The organism is Streptomyces sp. NPDC037301 (genome assembly GCF_055602785.1).
The window spans coordinates 82,870-102,723 of the sequence record NZ_JBVJWD010000025.1; the positions used below are offsets into that span (position 1 = coordinate 82,870).

Sequence of the window (19,854 nt, forward strand, 5' to 3'; positions counted from 1 at the left end):
GCTCGGATCCGGATGGCCCTCGGCAGGGCCACATCCGTTCCCTGTCCGGGCGGATGCCGGACCATCGAGGTCTAGGCGGATGCCTGGCTTTCGAGCCGGCAGTCCACGCTGACGACGCCTTCCACGGATTGAGCGAGGCGGGCGGCGACGGGAATGAGGGTGGCGTCGCGGACGCGACCGGTGAGTGTGGCTACACCCCAGGTGACGCGGACCTTCACGTTTCGGCGCGAGGCGGGGAACAGCCGGTCGACGACCTCGCGGCGTATCTCGGCGGCGAGGTCGTCGTCGGGACGCAGGAAGATCTTGAGGAGATCGGCGCGACTGACGATGCCCTTGAGGCTGCCATCGGCGTCGACGACCGGGAGGCGCTTGATACGCCGGTCGGCCATGAGCCGGGCGGCCTGCGGGAGGGACACGCCGGGCTCGGTCGTGACGGCGGGGCTCGTCATCAACTCCCCGGCCCGGACCGAGCCGGCCTTGGCGGTGTCGCCCAGGCGGCGCATGTGCTCGATCATGCCGGGCCCGTGCTCGTGGAACTCCTCCTTCGGGAGCAGGTCGGCTTCGGAGACGACGCCGACGACGTGGCCCCCGCCATCGACGACAGGCACGGCGGTGACTTTCCACCGCTCCATGGCGGCAGCGATCTCTTTGAATTCAGCGTCGGGGGTGACGGTGACGACGGTCTTCGTCATGACGTCGTTGACGGTGTACCGGGCGGAGGTCATGGCAGGCTCCTCGATGGGTGCGGGCGAGTGGCCGACTGCTCCCGTGGGGCTGAGCAGATCCGATGCGGCCATGGCGTCGAATCAGCGACGAGCGGAGACTCCATGGAGTTCATGGTGTGCCTCCCCTCCCTCACTCGCAGCCTCGCACCGGGGGATCGAGCTGCGAGAGAGCCTCGTGGTGCCAGATCGCGCAAGCCGCCCGGCGCCGGTCAGCGGACCAGGACGGCCTCTCCGGGTCTGGGTACGACCGCTGTCCAGCCCAGCTCACGGTCGATCCGGTCCCGCAGGGCATCGGACGACGACTCCTCACCGTGGACCACATAGGTCGTGCGCGGTGCGGGGGCGCCGCGCAGCCAGTCCATGATCTGGTCGGCGTCGGCGTGTGCCGAGAAGTGCGGGAGGTCGGCCACCTCCGCGCGTACGGGTACGTATTCGCCGAACATCTTGAGTGTGTGGGCACCGGCGACGAGGTCGCGGGCCCTGGTGCCGGTGGCTGCGAAACCGACGATGACGACGGCATTGCGTGGATTGGGCAGGAGCCGGTGGAGGTGGTGCAGGACCCGGCCGCCGGTGGCCATGCCGGCCGAGGAAACGATGACGGCGGGACCGGGCGTGCTGTTGATGTCGATGGACTCCTGGACGGTCCGGGCGGCCAGGAACGGGGCAGGGCTGATCGCTTGTTCGCCTCGGGCGAGAATCTCGGGCCGGATCTCGGAGGAACGGGCACGCAGCGCGTCGCGATAGACGTCGAGCGCGGCCAGAGCCATGGGACTGTCCACATAGACGGGAACGGACTGCGGCAGGATCCCGTTGTGGCGCAGCCCGGCGAGTTCGTGGAGGACGACCTCGGTGCGGTCGATCGCAAAGGCGGGGATGACGGCGGTACCGCCGCGCGCAAGGGTACGTGTCAGTACGGCCGCGAATTCGGCCTGGGCTTTCTCGGGTTCGTGACGACGGTCGCCGTACGTCGACTCCGTCAGCAGCACGTCAGCGCCAGTGAACGGCTCCGCCGGCAGCAGCAGTGGGTGGCCGGGGCGGCCGAGGTCACCGCTGGCGGTGAGAGTGTGGCCGTCCTCAAGGGTCAGGTGGGCCCAGGCCGAGCCGAGGATGTGTCCACCGCGGTGCAGTGTGAGCCGGGTGCCGGCCATGATCTCGACTTCGCTGCCGACCGGGACGGGGTCGAAGAACCTGACGGTGGTGTCGACGTCGGTTTCTTCATAGAGCGGTCTGGCGGGCCGGTGTTTGGACCAGCCGTGTTCGTTGGCGTGCTGGGCCGCCTCCATCTGGAGGCGCGCGCTGTCACGGAGCACGATCTCGGCGAGCCGGGCGGTGTGGGCGCTGGCCAGGATCGGTCCCCGGAAGCCGTGTCGAACCAGTCGGGGCAGATAGCCGCAGTGGTCCAGGTGGGCATGGGTGATGACCACGGCGTGGATGGACGAGGCGTCACACGGCAGCTTCGCCCAGTTGCGGCGGCGCAGGTCCGCGAAGCCTTGGAAGAGGCCGCAGTCAAGGAGGACCCGGGCATGGTCGCTCTCGATGAGGAACTTGCTGCCGGTGACGGTCCGGACGCCGCCGAGAAAGCGCAGCAGCGCGGGTCTCGACGCGGGTTCGGCCGGGTGTGATTCTGCCTCGGACATCGCCGCCCCCTTACTTCGGTGGGTGGCAGCCGGCCGTCTTCACCATCACACCCCCGGCCCTGGGGCGGGATGGGCCCGACAGGCCCCGGCGGGGACCGACCGGCCCATGCGCGGTGGGCACGCGCCGGGGCAGCCTGAGGGGGAACCTCACCGGAGGAGACACAGGAAGAGGGGCGACGTCGTGAAGGCACTCGTTTTCCAGGGCCCGGGGCATACCGCATGGCAGGACGTTCCGGACCCCGCAGTCAGGGACGCTGCCGACGCCATCATCCGCGTCGACGCCGTCACCATCTGCGGTACCGACCTGCACATCATCAAGGGCGACGTGCCCGAGGTGACTCCCGGCCGGGTGTTGGGGCACGAAGCCGTCGGCACCGTGGTCGAGGCCGGGGCCGACGTCCGTACGGTCCGTCCCGGTGACCGTGTCCTGATCTCGTGCATATCCGCGTGCGGCCGCTGCCGCTTCTGCCGTGAAGGCCACTACGGGCAGTGCCGTGGCGGTGGCGGCTGGGTGCTCGGTCGCACCATCGACGGCACTCAGGCCGAATACGTGCGGGTGCCTTTCGCCGACCTGTCCGTGCACTCTCTGCCGACCTCTGTCGACAACTATGACGGCGTGCTGCTCGCCGACATCTTCCCGACCTCCTACGAGGTCGGTGTGCTGAACGGCGGTGTCCGGCCCGGCGACACCGTCGTCGTGGTCGGCGCCGGCCCTATCGGACTGGCCGCCATCGTCTGCGCGGGTCTCTACAGCCCCGGACGTGTCATCGCCGTCGACCTCGCCGAATCCCGGCTGGCCGCCGCGCGCTCCCTGGGCGCGGATGCGACAGCGAGCGCGGCTGAGGAACCCGAACAACTCGTCGAGGACCTCACCGAGGGGCTCGGTGCCGACGTCGTCATCGAAGCCGTCGGTGTGCCCGAGGCCTTCGAGATGTGCACCCGCATGGTTCGGCCCGGAGGCCGCGTCGCGAACATCGGCGTCCATGGCAAGCCGGCAACGCTGCACCTGGAAGACCTGTGGGCCAAGAACGTCACCATCACCACGGGGCTGGTCGACACGTACTCCACGCCCATGCTGCTGCGCATGATGGCCGCCGGACGGCTGCCTTCGTCCCCATTGATCACCCACCGCTTCGAACTGGGACAGATGGACGAGGCCTACGACGTGTTCTCCCGGGCCGGGGACACTGGTGCCCTCAAGGTGGCGCTGGGAGGATCGCAGCACAGCGAGATCATCGCCCCGGCTCAGCCGTAAGCCCAAGGGGGCGTGAAGACCATGAGCAGGACCAGTCCCGGACCCACCGCCATCGAGGTGTCTGTCGGGCCTGTCGATCCGGCGCCGATGTTCGTCATGCCGCCCGTGCTTGAAGAGCACGCCGCAGGGTCCGTGATCGACCCACTCACGGAACACGGGCTCACTGCGGACGAAGGGTGATTGCCACCGGGGAGGAAAGGAACGCGTGTTCATGAAAACGCTGGGCACCGACCCCTTCGACGCGGTGGTCGTCGATGGGTGCTCATGCCGGTGCGGAAACACGGCTTCGCCGCCCTGCGGGCCCGCTCGTCGATGGCCGCTCCCCGGCTCCCGACGCCGAACCGCACCGGTGTGCCCATGGGCGGGACGCCAGGTGGCCGGACCGCGCCTTCGCGACCGAGGATTGCCGTGGAGAGTGGTCATGAGCACAGCATGGACCTGGGACTTCAGCGGCTACGATCCCAAGAAGGAGCGGACGATCGAGGCCCTGTGCGCACTCGGCAATGGCAGGTTCGCCACCCGGGGGGCCGCACCCGAGTCGCCCGCCGACACGGTCCACTATCCAGGGGCTTACGCAGCCGGGTGTTCCAACTGGCTCTCCTCGGACGTCGCAGGAAAGCGGGTCGGTAACGAGGAAATGGTCAATCTGCCCGACTGGTCGCGCCTGCGTTACCGCTGTCTGCCGGACGACGGACCGGCAGGGGAGTGGCTCACACCCGATGATCCGAGTCTGCGGCGCTACAGCGTCTCTCTCGACCTGAGGGGCGGCATTCTCACTCGTCGCTTGTTCTTCCAGGACGGCCTCGGCCGCCGAATCAGTGTCACTCACACCAGGCTCGTCCACATGGGCGACCCGTATCTCGCCGCCCAGAGGACCACGTTCCGTGGGTACGGCTGGAGCGGGGCCATCGAGGTCGAGTCCATCATCGACGGCAACGTCACCAACGCCGGTGTCGAGCGATACCGCGGTCTCAACGGACGCCATCTTACCGGCCACTGTGCCGGAGTCGAAGCGGACGGCGTGGCCTGGCTGTCCTGCCGAACCCGTTCGTCCCGCATCCGGATCGCCACCGCAGTCAGAACGTCGTCGCGGCCCCTCGTCGCAGTGGGGGCGAGTTGCACGGAGACCGGAACGGTCCAGAGATTCAGGCTGCCGGTCTCCCGCGGGCGTTCCGCGGCCGTCGTGAAATGCGCCGCGTTGCACTCATCCCAGGACCGCCCGCTGAGTGAGCCCCTCTCGCTTGCCGTCGAGCATGTATCACACGCGGCGGCGTTCGCGACGCAGCTCGCTTCCCACCGCGTCGCTCGGGAACGTCTGTGGAGCCAGGGTGAACTGAATGTGTCTGGCGAATCGGGCCGCATCCTTCGGCTCCATCCCTTCCACGTCCTACAGACGCTTTCCCCGCACACGGCCGAGCCGGACACCGTCTCGAATACCGGCTCGATGACGAAGTGTGGCGCACGACTCGTTCCCTGACCTCGTTGCGGCGAGCCCAGCCTTGCCGTCTGTCATCCATGGCGCCCTCCGGCACCTCGACCGATTGCATGCGGCGCATGCGCGTGGAGAGGTCATGCTCGTTGATCTTGAACGCCTGTACCGGGACGCTTAGCGGACGTCGTCGCGATGACTTCACACTTCGGCGATCACCCTTCCGGGCCGGCCCTGGCCATGGGCCGATCAGCCCCTCCCCGGTACAGCCCACTCGGCCCCGTGCTCCTGGCCCCCTCGGTGCTGCGGCGATGACACCTCCGGGAACGATCGTGGAAGCCGGACGCTTTTTCCGGCTCCGCCTCCCGAAGAGGTGACAACGATGCAGCGCATTCGGATCCGGATACGGCCGAGGCGGCCGCACAAGCCCGCGCAGCTGGATCTGCGTACCCCCTCCGGTCGGCGGATGCCCTGCTGGAGCCCGCGGCCACCGCACACAAGGCGGAGGACATCATGGCAACCGCTCGACGCGTCGTACCGTTCGCAGACATCGGCCGGCATGATGTCGGCCGGGTCGGTGGCAAGAATGCCTCTCTGGGAGAGATGACCGCACATCTGGCAACTGCAGGCGTGCGGGTGCCTCCTGGTTTCGCGACGACGGCGGACGCGTACAGGGAGTTGCTCGACAGCCACGGACTGCGTGCGCGCATCGAAGCGCAGATCGGACGCCTGCACGAAGGAGCAGTGCTGGACGAGGTGGGGGCGGCGATCCGGTCGATGATCATGGCCGAGCCGCTGTCCGCCGGACTGCGGACCGAACTCATCTCCGCGTACGAGCAGTTCGCGCGCGACCAGGGCCGTGACGATCCCGAGGTCGCCGTGCGAAGCAGCGCCACCGCCGAGGACCTGCCTCAGGCGAGCTTCGCCGGCCAGCAGGAGACGTACCTGAATGTGCGTGGGCCTGCCCAGCTGTTGCAGTCCTGTCACCGCTGTTTTGCCTCGCTGTTCACCGACCGCGCGATCGACTACCGGGAGCGGATGGGCTTCGACCACCTCGCGGTAGCTCTCTCCGTCGGTGTCCAGATCATGGTCCGATCGGACCTCGCCGGCGCCGGAGTGATCTTCACTCTCGATCCGGAGAGCGGCTTCCCCGAGGTCATCGTGGTCAGCGCGGCTTGGGGCCTGGGCGAGACCGTCGTCAGTGGCCAGGTCGACCCCGACGAGCACACCGTCTTCAAGCCGAGCCTGAAGGACCCGGCGCTGGATCCCGTGATCGATGTACGGATCGGAGCGAAGCGGAAGAAGGCGGTCTATGGAGAGCACGGACTCACCCGGACCGTCGACACGACCGGCGAGGAGCGCTCGCAACGTGTCCTGACAGACACGGAAGTCCGGCTGCTGGCCGAATGGGCGATGATCGTCGAGGAACACTACGGATGCCCCATGGACCTGGAATGGGCCAAGGACGGCCTGACCGGAGAGCTGGCGGTTGTCCAGGCCCGCCCCGAAACCGTCCAGTCCCGCCGCCGTACGACGACGTTGCGTCGTTGCCGCCTGACCGTCACCCCGGGGTAGAGCCTCATCGAGGGCACAGCGGTCGGCGAGGCCATCGGTTCCGGCCCGGCCATTGTCCTCGACTCGCCTGTGGATCTCGACCGCTTCCCGACCGGCGGGGTGCTTGTCACCGGCATCACCGACCCCGACTGGGAACTGGTCATGAAGCGGGCCTCCGCGATCGTCACCGACCATGGCGGCCGGACCTCGCACGCTGCCATCGTCAGCCGCGAACTCGGCGTCCCCGCCGTCGTCGGCACCGGCCGGGCCACCGAGGTACTGCGCAACGGCCAGAACGCGACCGTCTCCTGCGCCGAGGGAGCCCGCGGCCAGGTCTACGCGGGACTGCTGGCCTACGAGGAGCGCGAGACCGATCTCACTGAACTCCCTGCCACCCGGACCCGCGTGATGCTCAATCTCGCCGACCCGTCCGCCGCCTTCCGCTGGTGGCGCCTGCCCGCCGACGGCGTCGGGCTCGCGCGCCTGGAGTTCATCGTCGCCCACCAGGTCAAGGCCCACCCCATGGCGCTGCTGCACCCCGAGCGAGTGAACCAGCATGACCTCTGCGTCATCGACCAGCTCACCGAGGGCCACCTCGACCGCGGTCAGTACTTCGTCGACCGACTGGCCTACGGCGTGGCACGTATCGCCGCATCCCGCTGGCCCGCCCCGGTCGTCGTAAGGACCAGCGACTTCAAGACCAACGAGTATGCGCGGCTGCTGGGCGGCCGGGCCTTCGAACCGGTCGAGGCGAATCCCATGATCGGCTGGCGCGGCGCGAGCCGCTACTACAGCGACCGTTACCGCGAAGGATTCGCCCTGGAATGCCGGGCACTGCGCCGGGTTCGCGACGAGATGGGCCTGACAAACGTCATCGTCATGATCCCCTTCTGCCGCACCCTCGAAGAGGCCGACCGGGTTCTGGACGTCATGGCGGAGCAGGGGCTGCGCCGGGGCGAGAACGGCCTCAAGGTGTATGTCATGGCGGAGATCCCCTCCAACGTCATCCTGGCCGAGGACTTCGCCGAGCGTTTTGACGGTTTCTCCGTCGGGAGCAACGACCTGACCCAGCTCACTCTGGGCGTGGACAGGGACTCCGAAGCCCTCGCCCATGTCTTCGACGAGACCAACCCCGCAGTCACGCGCAGCATCCAGAGCCTTGTGCCGCGCGCCCAGTCCGTCGGCCGCACGGTCGGCCTCTGCGGCCAGCGCCCCAGCGACGACCCCGCCTTCACGGAATTCCTGGTGAAGACCGGCATCGACTCGATCTCAGTGGCACCGGACAGCTTCGCCGTGGTGAAGCAGCACGTGGCTGCTGCCGAACTCAACCTGCACGGGGAGGGCCGAACGGCCCCATCCGGGACCCGAAAGCCCCAAGCGGGCCTGTCGTCCAGCGACTGAAAATGAACTGGACACTGCAGGATGGCGCCGCCAAGGCGCTGGAGACCGACGGAGTACACCATGTCCGGAACACAGATGGAGCGCAGGCGCAGCCTCTTCCCCGACCTCGTCGACTGGTTCGGAACCGACTTCCCCCGCTTCCCGATGTGGCGGCCGATGCCCCACGTCCACCCGATTCCGATCGAGGTGACCAGCCAGGAAGGGCAGTACACGCTGCGCGCCGAGCTTCCCGGGATGGACCCCGCGAAGGACATCGACATCACGGTCGAGGGCGACACGCTCACCGTCAGCGCCGAGCACGCCGAAAGCAAGGAGGAGAAGGACCACTCGGAGTTCCGCTACGGCTCCTTCCACCGCACCGTTCGCCTGCCGGCTCAGATTCCGCCCGACGGAGTCGAAGCAGAGTACGAGGATGGCATCCTCACCGTGCGCGTGGCGATGGAACCCGAGGTGGCAGACACGGCACGCAGCATCCCCGTAAAGAGGGCCAAAGCCAATGGTGACGGCGAGTCGTGACGATCGGCAGGTCTCTTCGCGAGGATGGCCTCGGCGCCGTCGTGGTCCCCGCTGGCGATGTGAACGACGTGCGCGCTGCACCGACGGTGCACGGCCGTACGCCATAGGCTGCCGGGAGGAGACGGACTCGGGGGGTGCGGCGCTGCGGGACCTTATTCGTGAGCGACGACGGCGACCGGTGCGGTGGAGTGATGGAGTATCGCGTGGGTGACCGGGCCGATGTGTTCGCCGAACGAGGACTGGCGGATGCGACGTCCGACGACGATGAGGCCTGCTTCGGAACCTGCCTCCAGGATTTGCTCGGAGGCATGTCCGACCTTTACCTGTGCGTCGAGGCTGACCGCCGGGTACATGTCCCGCCAGGGCTTCAACATGGCGTCCAGGCCGGTGTCCATGCTTTGAGCGATCTGCGCAGCGACTTCCGGATTGTATGCGGACCCTGAACCCGCCAGAGGAGGCACCATCCAGCTGTGCAGCGCACGGAGTGTGCAGGCCCGCCGTGATGCCTCGTCGAACGCGAAGGCGAGGAGAGCGTCGCACGGTCGGCTGATGTCGACGCCCACGACCATGTCGCGGTCCAAGTGGCATTCCTGATCGTGCGGCAATGCGTCCTCTGTCGCGCGCACCAGGACAACGGGCTGCTCCACGGCGTGGATGACGGCCATGCCGACGGAACCGAGGACGAAACCCCTGAGCGTGCCCAGCCCTCGTGAGCCGAGGACCAGCATGCCCGCAGTGGCTGTGGTACTGGCCAGTGAGTCGGCCGGTTGCCCGTCGAACGACTCGGTGCTGATGTCCAGTTGGGGGTGCTTCTCCAGCAGCTCCTTGGAAGCCTCGCGGAGGAGGGCCTGCGCCCACTGGCGGCGCAGATCGGACCTGGCGGCAGGAATGCCGAGGGGCGAAAACCATTCTTCGGCATGTACAAGGTGCAGCGGTGCGCTGCGAAGGAGTGCCTCCCGCGCGGCCCAGTGGGCCGCCGCGACGCTTTCCGCGGATCCATCGAGGCCGACGACGATGCGTTGATTCATGATGGCCTTCCTCGGACAGGGACTGACTCGCGGTCAAGGGACTCGCCTCCTTCGAATATCTGAAGGTGGCGTTCCTGGGACGGTGACGGGCCAGCGGGGTCATCAACTCGGATACTTCGCGAGGTGCCGCAGTCACTTTCTACCGCTGGATGCCGGTTCGTACGTCGACCGGCATGTCGTCCTGTTCGTAGTTGAGCCGATTGATCACGTCCACGACACCGTCGACGCTCCGGCACAGACGCAGGATGATGGGGACGAGGCTGTGCCGTCCCACGGTGCCGCTGAGGGTCACGAGACCGTCGGCGACTTCGACGGTCAGAGACGACGGGCTGAGCCGGAGCGTGTGGGTCAGGACCTCTTCGAGGATCTCCTCCTGGATTGCATGGTCCCTGCGCAGGAAGAGTTGCAGGAGGTCGCTGCGGCTCAGGACTCCCATCAGTCGGCCGTTGTTGTCGACGACTGGGAGTCGCTTGACCTTGTGCTTCTCCATGATGCGGGCGGCGCGGACGACGCTCCACTCGGGTGCCGCAGTGATGGCCGGGTGGCTCATGAGACCGACGGCGGTGTTCGCGCCGCTCCTGGCGTTGCGTCTGCGGAGCAGGTCGGCTTCGGAGACGACGCCCACGGCACATCCCTTCTCGTCCACGACGGGCACGGCCGTGACGCCGAACTCGTCGAGGAGCCGGGCGATCTCCTTGAACGTGGTGCCGCGCTGGACGCTGACGGCCGTGGGTGTCATCAGGTCGGCGACGCTGCGATGCCTCATTGTCCGTCTCCTTCAGGCGGGGACTTCGGCGTCGAGCCGGGCCGTCACGTCCACGACTCCCGGCACCGTGCGCGCGATACGGATCAGCACGTCGTCGAGCGATGGGTCGGGGATGGAGCCGTGCAGGTGGACGATGCCGCCGGACACGTGGACGTGCACGGTCGCCGAGCCGGCCGGGATGAGCCGAGCCATGATCAGCTCGCGCAGCTCCTCGGCGATGTCCTCGTCCGGGCGGAGGTAGATCTTCAGCAGATCACCTCGGCTGACCGAGCCGACCAGGCGGCCGTCGTCGTCAACGACCGGCAGCCGCTTGAGGTGGCCGCGGGCCATAAGCCGGGCGGCACCCGCGATGCTTGCGTCCGGGGCCACTGTCACGGCGGGCACGGTCATCAGCTGACCGGCGGAGACGGCGCGGGACTCATCCGCACCTTGCGCCTTGAGCAGAAGGTCCGCTTCGGAGACCACGCCCACGACCCGCCCCTCGTCCGACAGGACGGGCAGAGCGCTGATCCGCCAACGTCGTATGGTCTCGACGATGTCCTTGAAGGGCGCTCTGCGGTTGACCGAAATGACGGCGTGCGTCATCACGTCGTCGACGGTGCGCAGATGTTTCATGATTCCTCCAGGAACAAGGGTCCGTGTATGTCCGAGCGTCGACATGGTTGTGTGCCGGCGGTAGGACCACCCGGGGCCTGTTCGGGAGCGGTCGGCCCTGGGGATCCACACGAAGCGGTCGGTTTTTCCCGTCCCATGACGTGAGTGCTCAGCGGTCGCCCGTGTCATGAGCTGGATCGAGATCGGGAGCCAGGTCGTCTACGGCGTATTCGAGGGATTGGTCGACGCTGACGACACCGTCGACGGATAGGCATAGGTGTTCGATAATCGGGATGGATGAGTGCTCCTGGACCCCGCCACTCAGGGTGACAACTCCTTCCTGCACGGCTACTGTCACGCCCCCCGGCGTCATCCGGAGTGTCCGGCCCAGTACCTCGTCAACGATTTCATCGCGTATGGCATCGTCGTGGCGGAGCATGGGGCGCAGCAAGTCGGAGCGGCTGACGATGCCCACAAGCGTTCCGGTTTCATCGATGACCGGAAGGCGTTTGACGCCCCGTTCGTGGAGGAAGCGAGCGGTCTCGACGATGCCCCACTCCGGCCGGGCTGTCAGTACGGGGGTGGACATCAGATCGCCGGCCGTGCGGGCGTCCATGGTGTGGCGGTCCGCGGATGCCGCCTTGCGCAACTGGTCACGGCCCTCCGTGTCCGGCAGTCCGGCTTGCCTGCGGAGCAGATCGGCTTCGGAAATGATGCCGATGGGGTGGTGGCGGGTGTCCACGACGGGCAGGGCCGAGACATCGTTGTAGTCGAGGCTCCAGGCGACCGACTTGAGCGACGCTTCGGGGCTGGCCGTGGCCACGGCCCGGGTCATGACTTCGGAGACAGTGCGATGCATCATGGTCCGATTTCCCTTTCGTTCAGGGCCGTCAGCCGTGGGCGATGACGGCCACGGGGGCGGCGGCGTGATGCAGGACGGCATGAGTCACCGGCCCGAGGTGTGCACCTAGAGGAGAGCGGCGCAGGTGCCGGCCGACGACGACGAGGTCCGCCCCCGCCGCGGCCTGGACGAGTTGGCGGCTCGCGGGTCCCTTGAACGTCTTCTGGGTGACGCTCACCGACGGGAATCTATGGCGCCAGGGCAGCAGCAGCTCGTCCAGCATCTGGGCGACACTCCGATCGACTTCCCGCTCGCCGTCGGAATTGATGAAGGGGAACCCCCTGTGGGCGGGAGGAACCTTCCAGCCGTGAATCACCCGCAAGGCGCAACCGCGACGGGTGGCCTCTTCGAAGGCGAAGGCGAGAACCCTGTCGGGTGCTTCATGGATGTCGACGCCCACGACCATCTCGCCGTACCGGGTTGGCTCGGCGTCCCCCAACTCATCCGCCACCCGTACGAGAGTCACCGGCGTTTCGGTGGCTATGAGGGTCGCCATGCCCACCGAGCCGACGAGGAACCCCACCAGACTGCCCAGGCCGCGGGAACCGAGGACGAGCAGGCCCGCGTCCGTCGCTTCGACGGCCAGAGCTGCGGCCGGCCTGCCGGAGAGATGCCGGGTGGTTTTCTCCAGATGCGGGTACCGACGGCGTACATCCTCCAGGGCCTCGGCGAGCGCTTCATCGGCCCATCGGTCGGCCGTCTCGCGGCCCAGCCGCGGAACGGCGGGGCTGATGGGCCAGTCGATGACGTGGACGAGCCTCAGCGGCACCTCCCGCAAGGACGCCTCCCGAGCGCCCCAAACGGCGGCCGCCCGGCTCTCGGGGGAGCCGTCGACGCCGACTGTCACGAGGTGCTTCATGGCGGGGCCCTCCTGCACGCCGCAGGTCTGCGCTCTGCTCTCAGCCTGGGCCTGCAGGGCAGGGGCGGAGGAGGGGCCATGCGGCCCCTTGTGGGGCCGACCAGTCCCGTCTACGCCGTGGGCGTGCGCGAGGCGACGTAGTCCGCGCAGCCGCTCAAGGTGTTCAGCAAGGGATAGTCCGTCTCCGGAAGGAGGAGAGTTGTGCGCCCGCTCAGTGCCTCGACGAAATTGAGGAAGTCCAGGTCGGCGGGCACACCACGGGCCAGAGCATGCCCGTGCTCGCGTTAGGTGGACACTACGGCGTCCTCCTGGCGCAAAGCCTCGTTCACGCCAACGGCGACGGCCTCCTCACCGATGTAGAGGTGGACGGAATCCTCAGGGGGGCGCATCAGCATGCGGATCGCGGTCGGTGCCGTGTACCAGACCGTGACCTTCTGGCCGTCCAGGATGCGGTACCAGCGGTGTACGTCGAAGTCGCCCTCGTCCACCACGAGGGTCGCTCCGTGCGTGAGCGGAGCGATGATGCCGTACGAGGTACCGGTCAACCACCCGGGATCCGCCGTGCACCAGTAGACGTCGCCCGGGCGGAGGTCGAGTGCGAAGGCCGCCGTCGCATGATGGGCGACGACGGCCTCGTGCACGTGGACCGCGCCCTTGGGCCTCCCAGTTGTGCCGCTGGTGAAATGGAGCAGAGCCATATCCTCCGGATCGGTGGGAGGAACGGTGTACTCCGGCTACGCCTGCTTCATCATTTCGGCGAACGAAACCGTTCCCGGCGGCGGATCCTTGACGGGGCCGACGAGCAGCACGTGGTCCAAGCGCGACAGGCGGTGCCTGTTCTCCTCCACCTTGCGCCGGTACAGCTCCTCCGTGGTGACAAGAACCTGGGAGTCGCCCAGTTCCAGCCGCTGGCGTACGGGCTCAGGGCCGAACGCGGAGAACAGCGGGCACAGCACGCGGGCGCTGCGCAGCGTGCCCAGCACCGTCGCGTAGAGCTCGGGGCAACGGCCCAGGAGCGTGAACACCATCTCCTGCCGAGCCACCCCCATGGCCGTGAGTGCGTTGGCGAAGCGCCCTGTGAGGCAGGCGAGCTCGCCATAACTGATGTGGGTCACCGTGTCGTCCGCTGCGACGCAGCGCAACGCCTCCCGACCGCCAAGGCCTGCGGCCACCTGGCGGTCCACGGCTTCGTATCCCATGTTCAGCCCGCCACCGGGCAGTCCGGCCAGCCGCGATCGAGCCTCGTCCCAGGTGAATTTGGCGCGGATCCGCTCATAGTCCTGGAGTTCGAGGGCGGCGCCGGGCCTGGGGTGCTTGTGGATGATGCGATGGTCCATGGCCGGGTCCTTGTCCTCGCACTGGAATCCTGAAGCAGATGCTGCGGCGCATCGCCATGAGTGGCGATGGCAACAGCGCGTCCTCACGGCTCTGCGGACAGTCCGTGCGCGGTCCACTGCGAGGAGGCAGGTACGGGGCCGTCCACGGGTGCGGACACATGGCTCACGACCGCGACCACCCCGTCGAGCTGTTCGGCAAGGCAGGTCAGGATCGCGATCTGGGCCTGGCTCTCCAGTCGGCCTTCCAGGGTGACAACGCCGTCCATTACATGGACGGTGACGACGTCGGCTCTGAGCCCCATGGCGCCCACGAGCACTTCCTCGACGAGGCGCCGTCGTATCTCCGCGTCGGGGCGCAGAAAGAGGCGCAGCAGGTCCCGGCGCGTGACGATGCCGACGAGTCTGTCCTCCTCGTCCACGACCACGAGCCGCTCCACGCCACTGCGCATCATCAGTCGGGCGGCGTCCGGTGCGGTCTCGTGCGCGTGAACGGTCACCGCCGGTGTCGACATGACCTCGGCAGCGGTGAATTCCGCTCCGGACGAGACTGCGGTCCCGGTGGCGTCGTCGGGGACGTCGCCCGTCATGAGGTGCCTCGCCGCCTGGCGGTTCAGCAGGTCGCTCTCGGAGACGACGCCGACGACCCGGTCCTCGTCGTCGAGCACGGGCAGTCCGCTGATGTTGTGCTGGGCGAGCAGCTTCGCGACCTCCTTGAAGGAGGTGACCGGCACGACCGAGACGACCTCGTCGGTCATCAGGTCTCCCACTTCGATGCGCTTCATGGAGGCGCCTCCTGCCATCTCGCAGGGACCCGCACGGACGCAGCGCCCGCAGGTTGTTCAGGGACCACGATCCGCCGGGCTGTACTGAGAGGAGGAGGGCCGAATGGGTCGTGGCCGGGACCGGTCGGACCCGGATCGGGCGTCCGGGCACCCGCGCACGGCAGGATTCTCCTGACAGGGTCCATTGGCCCCCCGGGCGGTGCTGAGCGGCCCTCTCCCCGCAGGGGCCCGTGGTGCCAGCGTGAGAGTTGACCCTTCAGTGGCCCTTGGTGAGGAGGAACCATGAAAGGCACCACCGGCAGCCCGGAACTGGGCTCCGTCATCGTTGGTGTCGACGGCTCCGAGCCGGCCCGCCGGGCGGCGTTGTGGGCAGCGGCCGAGGCCACTCGCCGTGACAGCCCGCTGCACATCGTCCACGCGGCTGACACGGACGGCCGGGTTCTCTACCTCTCGGCGGAGAGCGTCGAGCGTGTTCGCAGCGCGGGCCGCGAACTGCTGCGGGAAACCGCCGCTGCCGTCGCGGAACAGTATTCCGGTCTGCACGTCACCACGGAGTTCAGCCGCAGCGCACCCGTCCCCAGCCTGCACCGGACGGCCGGCCTGCGCGGCACTGTCGTGGTGGGCAACCGCGGTCTCGGCGGGTTCAAGAACCTCATGCTCGGATCCGTCGGTCTGAAGGTCGCCGCCGGCGCCACGACGCCCGTCATCGTGGTCAGGGGCACTGACAACGGGACCGAGACCGGAGTGGTGATCGCCGCGGTCCGTGACGAGCACGACGCCGAATGCGCCCGGTACGCGGCGCGTGAGGCCGAGATCCGTAAGGCCTCGCTGCGGCTGCTAAACGTGTGGAACATTCTCGAATCAGCCGGACTCGCCGTGACCATGCTCGACGATGTCGAAGCGATCGCCGGCGAACACGTCCATCGCCTGATGGCCGTGGCGGACCGGATCCGCGAGGAATTCCCGGATCTGAACGTGCAGGCGGATGCTGAGAAGAGCCTGACCGTCGCCGGGGTCCTGGTGGAGGCATCGCGCCACGCGGATCTGCTGGTGATGGGCGGACGGCGGTCGCCCGGTTACATCGGGCCCACCCTCGGGCGGGCGACGCACAGCCTTCTGCACCACGCCCACTGTCCCGTGCAGCTCATTCCGCGGCAGGGTCCCGGGCGCAGGAGTGAGTCGTGATGGGCGCCGGTGAACGCGGTGCGATCGTCGTCGGTATCGACCCGGCCAGGAACTGGCGCCTGTCGTTGGCCTGGGCGGCGGACGAGGCGCATCGTCGAGGGCTGGAGCTCCGGCTCGTCGTGGCCGTACCCCCATCGCACGACAGGCGTGAGGGCGATGACAGCCCACGCAGAAAGGACATGCTCCAAGCCGGTGCGGACGCTCTCCAGGAGGGGGCCGACTGGGTCCGGGCACGCCATCCGCAACTGCAGCCGGTCACCGATCTGCTCGACGGTTTCCCGGCTCCCGTGATCGGCGCGCTGTCCGCGCGGGCCCGCATGGTCGTTCTCGGGTCTCGGCATCTGAGCCGTACGGCGGAGTATTTCAGTGCAGGCTCCCTCGTCGTCCCCGTCACGGCCCGGGCACGCTGTCCCGTGGTGGTCGTGGGCGACGCGGAACACGTCACCCAACAGCCGAACTATCTGGTCGTGGGAATCGACGGCAGCGAGTCCTCGAAGGCGGCGCTGGGGCTGGCGTTCGAGGAGGCCGACCTCCGCGGAGCAGCGCTCCGAGCCGTCTCGGTGTGGCAGCCGCCCGTATTCATGCTCCACGACGAAAAGGTCGCGGTGCAGGCTCAGCGACGCATGCTCTCCGAGACCACGGCGGGCTGGTCACTGCAGTACCCGGACGTGCACCTGACTCACGAGGTGCCGACCGGACATCCTGTGGAGGAGCTGGCCGGTGCGTCCGAGCACGCTCTGGCTGTCGTCGTGGGCCGCCGTGGCCGGGGCGGCTACACGGGCATGCGGCTCGGCTCCGTCGTCCACGGACTGCTGCACCGGGCGCACTGCCCGGTGATCACAGTTCCCCTTGTGTGAACTCCGACGGTGACGACCACCCCGGCCGGGGAGAGGGAGCCCGGACAGGAGCTCTGCGGGCTGGCTGCGCCGGAGGCCGAGCGGCGTCTGGCCGAGCACGGCCGCAACGAGGTGGCGGAGGTGCGCAGCGCGCCTTTGCACAGCCGCGTTCTTGCGCAGCTTCGCGATCCTCTGATCATGGTGCTGCTGGGTGCGGCAGTGCTGACGATCGTGATCGGTGACCACCCGGATGCGGTGGTCATCGGTCTGGTGATCGTCTTCAATACAACGGTGGGGGTCGCGCAGGAGATGCGTGCCGACCATGCAGTGGCGGCCCTGTCGGCCTTGTCGGCACCAAGCGCCCGTGTCCTGCGTGACGGCACCGCACGGGAGGTCGCCGCAGCTGTTGTGGTGCCCGGCGACGTATTGCTTCTCGGCGAGGGCGACATTGTTGCTGCCGACGCCGAGCTCATCGAAGCATCCGCTCTTCTCATCGACGAATCCATGCTCACCGGGGAATCGGTTCCCGTGCACAAGGACGCCGGTTCGCTGCTGGGCGCAGGGACTGTCGTGTTGCGCGGACGAGGCGTCGCGACGGTCACGGCCACCGGCGCTGCCAGCGCGCTCGGCCACATCGCCGCACTGCTCGACGGCGCGCGCGAGCCGACACCACTGCAGCACCGTCTGGCCTCCCTGGGCCGCATCCTGGCCGTCGTCACCCTGGGACTGTGCCTGGCGGTCTTCGTCCTCGGGCTCGCACGCGGCCTGCCGGCCGGAACCATGGCTGTGACAGCGATCAGTCTGGCCGTGGCGGCGGTCCCCGAGTCCTTGCCGGCCGTCGTGACCCTCGCGCTGGCACTGGGCGCCCGTCGCATGGCGGCCCGGCACGCACTGGTGCGCAGGCTCCCCGCCGTGGAAACGCTCGGCTCTGTGACCGTTCTGGCCACTGACAAAACCGGTACCCTCACCGAGGCCCGCATGGTCGTCCAGCATGTATGGACACCGTTGGTCACAGCGGACTTCTTCGGAGTGGGATACGAACCGCAGGGGGACGTCCAGGTCGACGGCAGACAGCCCACGCCTGCTGAACTCGGCCCCGTACGGGACCTGCTGACGGTGGCGTCGTTATGCAACGACGCCACTCTGCGGCCGCCTCAGGGTCGCGCCGCCGATGAGGACCGATGGACTGCAATCGGTGACCCCATGGAAGCCGCTCTTCTGGCGGCTGCGGCAAAAGCGGGCTGTGCGGATCAGGCGGACATCAGGCGCCTGTACCCAAGGACGTGGGAAGCGCCCTTCGACAGCCTCCGCAAGCGCATGACCACGGTGCACCGAATGCCATCGGGCAATCTGCTGGTGTGTTTGAAAGGGGCGCCGGAAGTGGTACTGGACGTGTCCGTCCTCGCCGACCGCAAACACGTGCTGATGGGCGCGCGCCAGCAGGCGGCGATCCTTGCTTCCCGCGGTTTCCGGGTCCTCGCGTTCGCGTCCACCGAGTGTCGGGACGAACCGAGCAGTGCGGCCACAGCCGAGAAAGGTCTGCGACTGCTGGGCCTCGTCGCGATCAGCGATCCCCCGAAGTCCGCGGCGGCCACCACACTCGCCGCCTGCCGCGCAGCAGGGATTACGCCAGTCCTCATTACGGGCGACCACCCGGCCACGGCGCGCGCGGTCGCCGCTCGCGTAGGGCTCGTCGGCGAGGACGGCGGTGACGAAGAGGTGCTCAGCGGCCCCGATCTGGCATCGGGTCGCATTGCCGACCTCACCGCGGCGCGGGTATTCGCCCGGACAGACCCGCAGCAGAAACTGGACATCGTCGATGCCTGGCGTGCCCGAGGGGCGGTCACGGCGATGACCGGCGACGGCGTCAACGACGGCCCGGCCCTGCGCCGAGCCGACATCGGTGTGGCGATGGGCAAGCGGGGAACGGAGGTCGCACGACAGGCGGCCGACCTCGTCCTCACCGACGACAACCTGTCGACCGTGGTCGCGGCCGTGGAAGAAGGCCGGCGCGTCTACGACAACATCCGGCGCTTCCTGGTCTACGGCCTGGCCGGCGGTACCGCCGAGATCCTCGTCATGCTGGCCGGTCCCCTTCTCGGACTTCCGCTGCCGCTCAGGGCCGGACAGATCCTGTGGATCAATCTGCTGACCCACGGCCTGACGGGTGTGGCCATGGGCGCCGAGCCGGCGGCCCCGGACGCCATGCGCAGGCCACCGAGGCCATCCGGCCAGCACATCCTCGGCGCCGGAGCCTGGCAGCGTCTCCTCGTGCTGGCCGCGGTCGTCACCGCGGTCTGTCTCTCCGCAGGTGCTGCCGCACGAGCCTGGGACCTTCCATGGCAGAGTGTCTTGTTCCTGTCGCTGCTCGGCGCGCAGCTCGGCGTCGTCCTGGGCCTGCGGACGCGTCTGTTGACCCGGCAGAACCTCTTCCTCCCCCTGGCTGTGCTCGTGTCCGCCCTGCTGGCGCTGGCGGCGCTGTACGCTCCGCCGCTGCGGTCGGTCCTGGAGACCGAGCCGCTCGGTTGGTCCGGGGCCGCCCTTGCGACGGCCGCCCTCATGAGCGGCTACCTGGCCGCTCGGATCACACGAAGCGCATTCCGCGAAAAAGGCCGTGAAGGAAGTCATGAGATGGTGCGAGTCCGTCAAGAACCCGCGTGATGAGGCATCCTGCGCACTCGGTTGCCGCCGGCCCAGCCTCCGCCGCGGTCAGCAGCGCGGGCCGGGCGAGAGCGAACACCGACGCCCGGCGCACCGGTCGGGCGTCAACCAGCCCGCACTCGCGCAGACAGGCCAAGTGCTCGAACTTCCACCATCCTCGCTTCGCCCGCCGCGAGCTGCCGCACGATCGCCAACCGGGCCGGGTCACCAGCGACCGGAACAAGGCGGGGGGGGGGGGGGGGGGGGGGGGAGGGGGGGGGGAGGGGGGGGGGGGGGGGCGGGGGGGGGGGAGGGGGGGGGGAGGGGGGGGGGGGGGGGGGGGGGGAGGGGGGGGCGGGGGGGGGGGGGAGGGGGGTGGGGGGGGGGGGGGAGGGGGGGGGGGAGAGGG

17 protein-coding genes and 1 pseudogene are annotated in these 19,854 nt (G+C 68.5%); 9 read left to right on the forward strand and 9 right to left on the reverse strand.

What is annotated here, in order from left to right; translation table 11 throughout:
* Positions 1 to 71 precede the first annotated feature (71 nt).
* Both ACZ7IB_RS31660 and ACZ7IB_RS31665 read right to left on the reverse strand, forming a co-directional pair.
* The gene (locus ACZ7IB_RS31660) at positions 72 to 725 is read right to left on the reverse strand and encodes a CBS domain-containing protein (RefSeq protein WP_470917249.1); all 654 of its coding nucleotides are present in this window, start codon (positions 723 to 725) and stop codon (positions 72 to 74) included.
* Positions 726 to 934: 209 nt separating this feature from the next.
* The gene (locus ACZ7IB_RS31665) at positions 935 to 2,362 is read right to left on the reverse strand and encodes an MBL fold metallo-hydrolase RNA specificity domain-containing protein (protein WP_470917251.1); all 1,428 of its coding nucleotides are present in this window, start codon (positions 2,360 to 2,362) and stop codon (positions 935 to 937) included.
* 181 nt (positions 2,363 to 2,543) lie between these two features.
* Here ACZ7IB_RS31665 and ACZ7IB_RS31670 point away from each other — a divergent pair, with 181 nt between their 5' ends.
* From ACZ7IB_RS31670 to ACZ7IB_RS31695, 6 genes are all read left to right on the forward strand, one after another.
* Complete coding sequence (locus tag ACZ7IB_RS31670; protein WP_470917253.1) at positions 2,544 to 3,617, forward strand: zinc-dependent alcohol dehydrogenase family protein; 1,074 nt, start codon at positions 2,544 to 2,546, stop codon at positions 3,615 to 3,617.
* 21 nt (positions 3,618 to 3,638) lie between these two features.
* On the forward strand, positions 3,639 to 3,797 hold the full coding sequence (locus ACZ7IB_RS31675) for a hypothetical protein (protein ID WP_470917255.1): 159 nt from the start codon (positions 3,639 to 3,641) through the stop codon (positions 3,795 to 3,797).
* Positions 3,798 to 4,038: 241 nt separating this feature from the next.
* Positions 4,039 to 5,094 (forward strand): glycoside hydrolase family 65 protein, encoded by a 1,056-nt coding sequence (locus tag ACZ7IB_RS31680; protein ID WP_470917257.1) that lies wholly within the window; start codon positions 4,039 to 4,041, stop codon positions 5,092 to 5,094.
* Between the two features lie 465 nt (positions 5,095 to 5,559).
* Positions 5,560 to 6,621 carry a PEP/pyruvate-binding domain-containing protein gene (locus tag ACZ7IB_RS31685; protein WP_470917260.1) on the forward strand — a complete coding sequence of 354 codons (1,062 nt, stop codon included), beginning with the start codon at positions 5,560 to 5,562 and terminating at the stop codon, positions 6,619 to 6,621.
* A 6-nt stretch (positions 6,622 to 6,627) separates the two neighbouring features.
* Positions 6,628 to 8,001: a phosphoenolpyruvate synthase gene (gene ppsA / locus ACZ7IB_RS31690; RefSeq protein WP_470917312.1), complete on the forward strand. Its 1,374-nt coding sequence runs from the start codon at positions 6,628 to 6,630 to the stop codon at positions 7,999 to 8,001.
* Positions 8,002 to 8,061: 60 nt separating this feature from the next.
* Positions 8,062 to 8,517 carry an Hsp20/alpha crystallin family protein gene (locus tag ACZ7IB_RS31695; protein WP_470917262.1) on the forward strand — a complete coding sequence of 152 codons (456 nt, stop codon included), beginning with the start codon at positions 8,062 to 8,064 and terminating at the stop codon, positions 8,515 to 8,517.
* Between the two features lie 152 nt (positions 8,518 to 8,669).
* Here the strand turns inward: ACZ7IB_RS31695 and ACZ7IB_RS31700 are convergent, their stop codons facing one another.
* The 7 genes and pseudogenes from ACZ7IB_RS31700 to ACZ7IB_RS31730 form a co-directional block, all read right to left on the reverse strand.
* Positions 8,670 to 9,545 (reverse strand): universal stress protein, encoded by an 876-nt coding sequence (locus tag ACZ7IB_RS31700; protein WP_470917264.1) that lies wholly within the window; start codon positions 9,543 to 9,545, stop codon positions 8,670 to 8,672.
* A 139-nt stretch (positions 9,546 to 9,684) separates the two neighbouring features.
* Positions 9,685 to 10,311 carry a CBS domain-containing protein gene (locus ACZ7IB_RS31705; protein ID WP_470917266.1) on the reverse strand — a complete coding sequence of 209 codons (627 nt, stop codon included), beginning with the start codon at positions 10,309 to 10,311 and terminating at the stop codon, positions 9,685 to 9,687.
* Between the two features lie 12 nt (positions 10,312 to 10,323).
* Complete coding sequence (locus ACZ7IB_RS31710) at positions 10,324 to 10,926, reverse strand: CBS domain-containing protein (RefSeq protein ID WP_470917268.1); 603 nt, start codon at positions 10,924 to 10,926, stop codon at positions 10,324 to 10,326.
* Between the two features lie 148 nt (positions 10,927 to 11,074).
* Entirely contained in the window at positions 11,075 to 11,767 is a 693-nt protein-coding gene (locus ACZ7IB_RS31715; RefSeq protein ID WP_470917270.1) for a CBS domain-containing protein, read from the reverse strand.
* A 28-nt stretch (positions 11,768 to 11,795) separates the two neighbouring features.
* Complete coding sequence (locus tag ACZ7IB_RS31720; RefSeq protein ID WP_470917272.1) at positions 11,796 to 12,665, reverse strand: universal stress protein; 870 nt, start codon at positions 12,663 to 12,665, stop codon at positions 11,796 to 11,798.
* A 284-nt stretch (positions 12,666 to 12,949) separates the two neighbouring features.
* A pseudogene (locus ACZ7IB_RS31725) lies at positions 12,950 to 14,002 on the reverse strand (AMP-binding protein).
* Positions 14,003 to 14,085: 83 nt separating this feature from the next.
* Positions 14,086 to 14,784, reverse strand: coding sequence for a CBS domain-containing protein (locus ACZ7IB_RS31730; protein WP_470917274.1), 699 nt, complete (start codon positions 14,782 to 14,784; stop codon positions 14,086 to 14,088).
* Positions 14,785 to 15,066: 282 nt separating this feature from the next.
* On the opposite strand from ACZ7IB_RS31730, the gene ACZ7IB_RS31735 reads away from it, so the two are divergent.
* Genes ACZ7IB_RS31735 through ACZ7IB_RS31745 form a run of 3 tightly spaced genes read left to right on the forward strand, consistent with a single transcriptional unit; the run spans position 15,067 to position 19,466 of the window.
* Positions 15,067 to 15,969, forward strand: a complete 903-nt coding sequence (locus ACZ7IB_RS31735; protein WP_470917275.1) for a universal stress protein — start codon at positions 15,067 to 15,069, stop codon at positions 15,967 to 15,969.
* Positions 15,969 to 16,826: a universal stress protein gene (locus ACZ7IB_RS31740; protein WP_470917277.1), complete on the forward strand. Its 858-nt coding sequence runs from the start codon at positions 15,969 to 15,971 to the stop codon at positions 16,824 to 16,826. Before ACZ7IB_RS31735 ends, ACZ7IB_RS31740 begins: the two co-directional genes overlap by 1 nt.
* A gap of 9 nt (positions 16,827 to 16,835) precedes the next feature.
* Positions 16,836 to 19,466 carry a cation-translocating P-type ATPase gene (locus ACZ7IB_RS31745; RefSeq protein ID WP_470917279.1) on the forward strand — a complete coding sequence of 877 codons (2,631 nt, stop codon included), beginning with the start codon at positions 16,836 to 16,838 and terminating at the stop codon, positions 19,464 to 19,466.
* Positions 19,467 to 19,854: the final 388 nt, after the last annotated feature.

Excerpts from the sequence above, each read along its gene's own strand:
- ACZ7IB_RS31660 (WP_470917249.1), bottom strand. The coding sequence starts at position 725 with ATGACCTCCGCCCGGTACACCGTCAACGACGTCATGACGAAGACCGTC.
- ACZ7IB_RS31665 (WP_470917251.1), bottom strand. The coding sequence starts at position 2,362 with ATGTCCGAGGCAGAATCACACCCGGCCGAACCCGCGTCGAGACCCGCG.
- ACZ7IB_RS31675 (WP_470917255.1), top strand. The coding sequence starts at position 3,639 with ATGAGCAGGACCAGTCCCGGACCCACCGCCATCGAGGTGTCTGTCGGG.
- ACZ7IB_RS31680 (WP_470917257.1), top strand. The coding sequence starts at position 4,039 with ATGAGCACAGCATGGACCTGGGACTTCAGCGGCTACGATCCCAAGAAG.
- ACZ7IB_RS31685 (WP_470917260.1), top strand. The coding sequence starts at position 5,560 with ATGGCAACCGCTCGACGCGTCGTACCGTTCGCAGACATCGGCCGGCAT.
- ACZ7IB_RS31695 (WP_470917262.1), top strand. The coding sequence starts at position 8,062 with ATGTCCGGAACACAGATGGAGCGCAGGCGCAGCCTCTTCCCCGACCTC.
- ACZ7IB_RS31700 (WP_470917264.1), bottom strand. The coding sequence starts at position 9,545 with ATGAATCAACGCATCGTCGTCGGCCTCGATGGATCCGCGGAAAGCGTC.
- ACZ7IB_RS31705 (WP_470917266.1), bottom strand. The coding sequence starts at position 10,311 with ATGAGGCATCGCAGCGTCGCCGACCTGATGACACCCACGGCCGTCAGC.
- ACZ7IB_RS31710 (WP_470917268.1), bottom strand. The coding sequence starts at position 10,926 with ATGAAACATCTGCGCACCGTCGACGACGTGATGACGCACGCCGTCATT.
- ACZ7IB_RS31715 (WP_470917270.1), bottom strand. The coding sequence starts at position 11,767 with ATGATGCATCGCACTGTCTCCGAAGTCATGACCCGGGCCGTGGCCACG.
- ACZ7IB_RS31720 (WP_470917272.1), bottom strand. The coding sequence starts at position 12,665 with ATGAAGCACCTCGTGACAGTCGGCGTCGACGGCTCCCCCGAGAGCCGG.
- ACZ7IB_RS31730 (WP_470917274.1), bottom strand. The coding sequence starts at position 14,784 with ATGAAGCGCATCGAAGTGGGAGACCTGATGACCGACGAGGTCGTCTCG.
- ACZ7IB_RS31735 (WP_470917275.1), top strand. The coding sequence starts at position 15,067 with ATGAAAGGCACCACCGGCAGCCCGGAACTGGGCTCCGTCATCGTTGGT.
- ACZ7IB_RS31740 (WP_470917277.1), top strand. The coding sequence starts at position 15,969 with ATGGGCGCCGGTGAACGCGGTGCGATCGTCGTCGGTATCGACCCGGCC.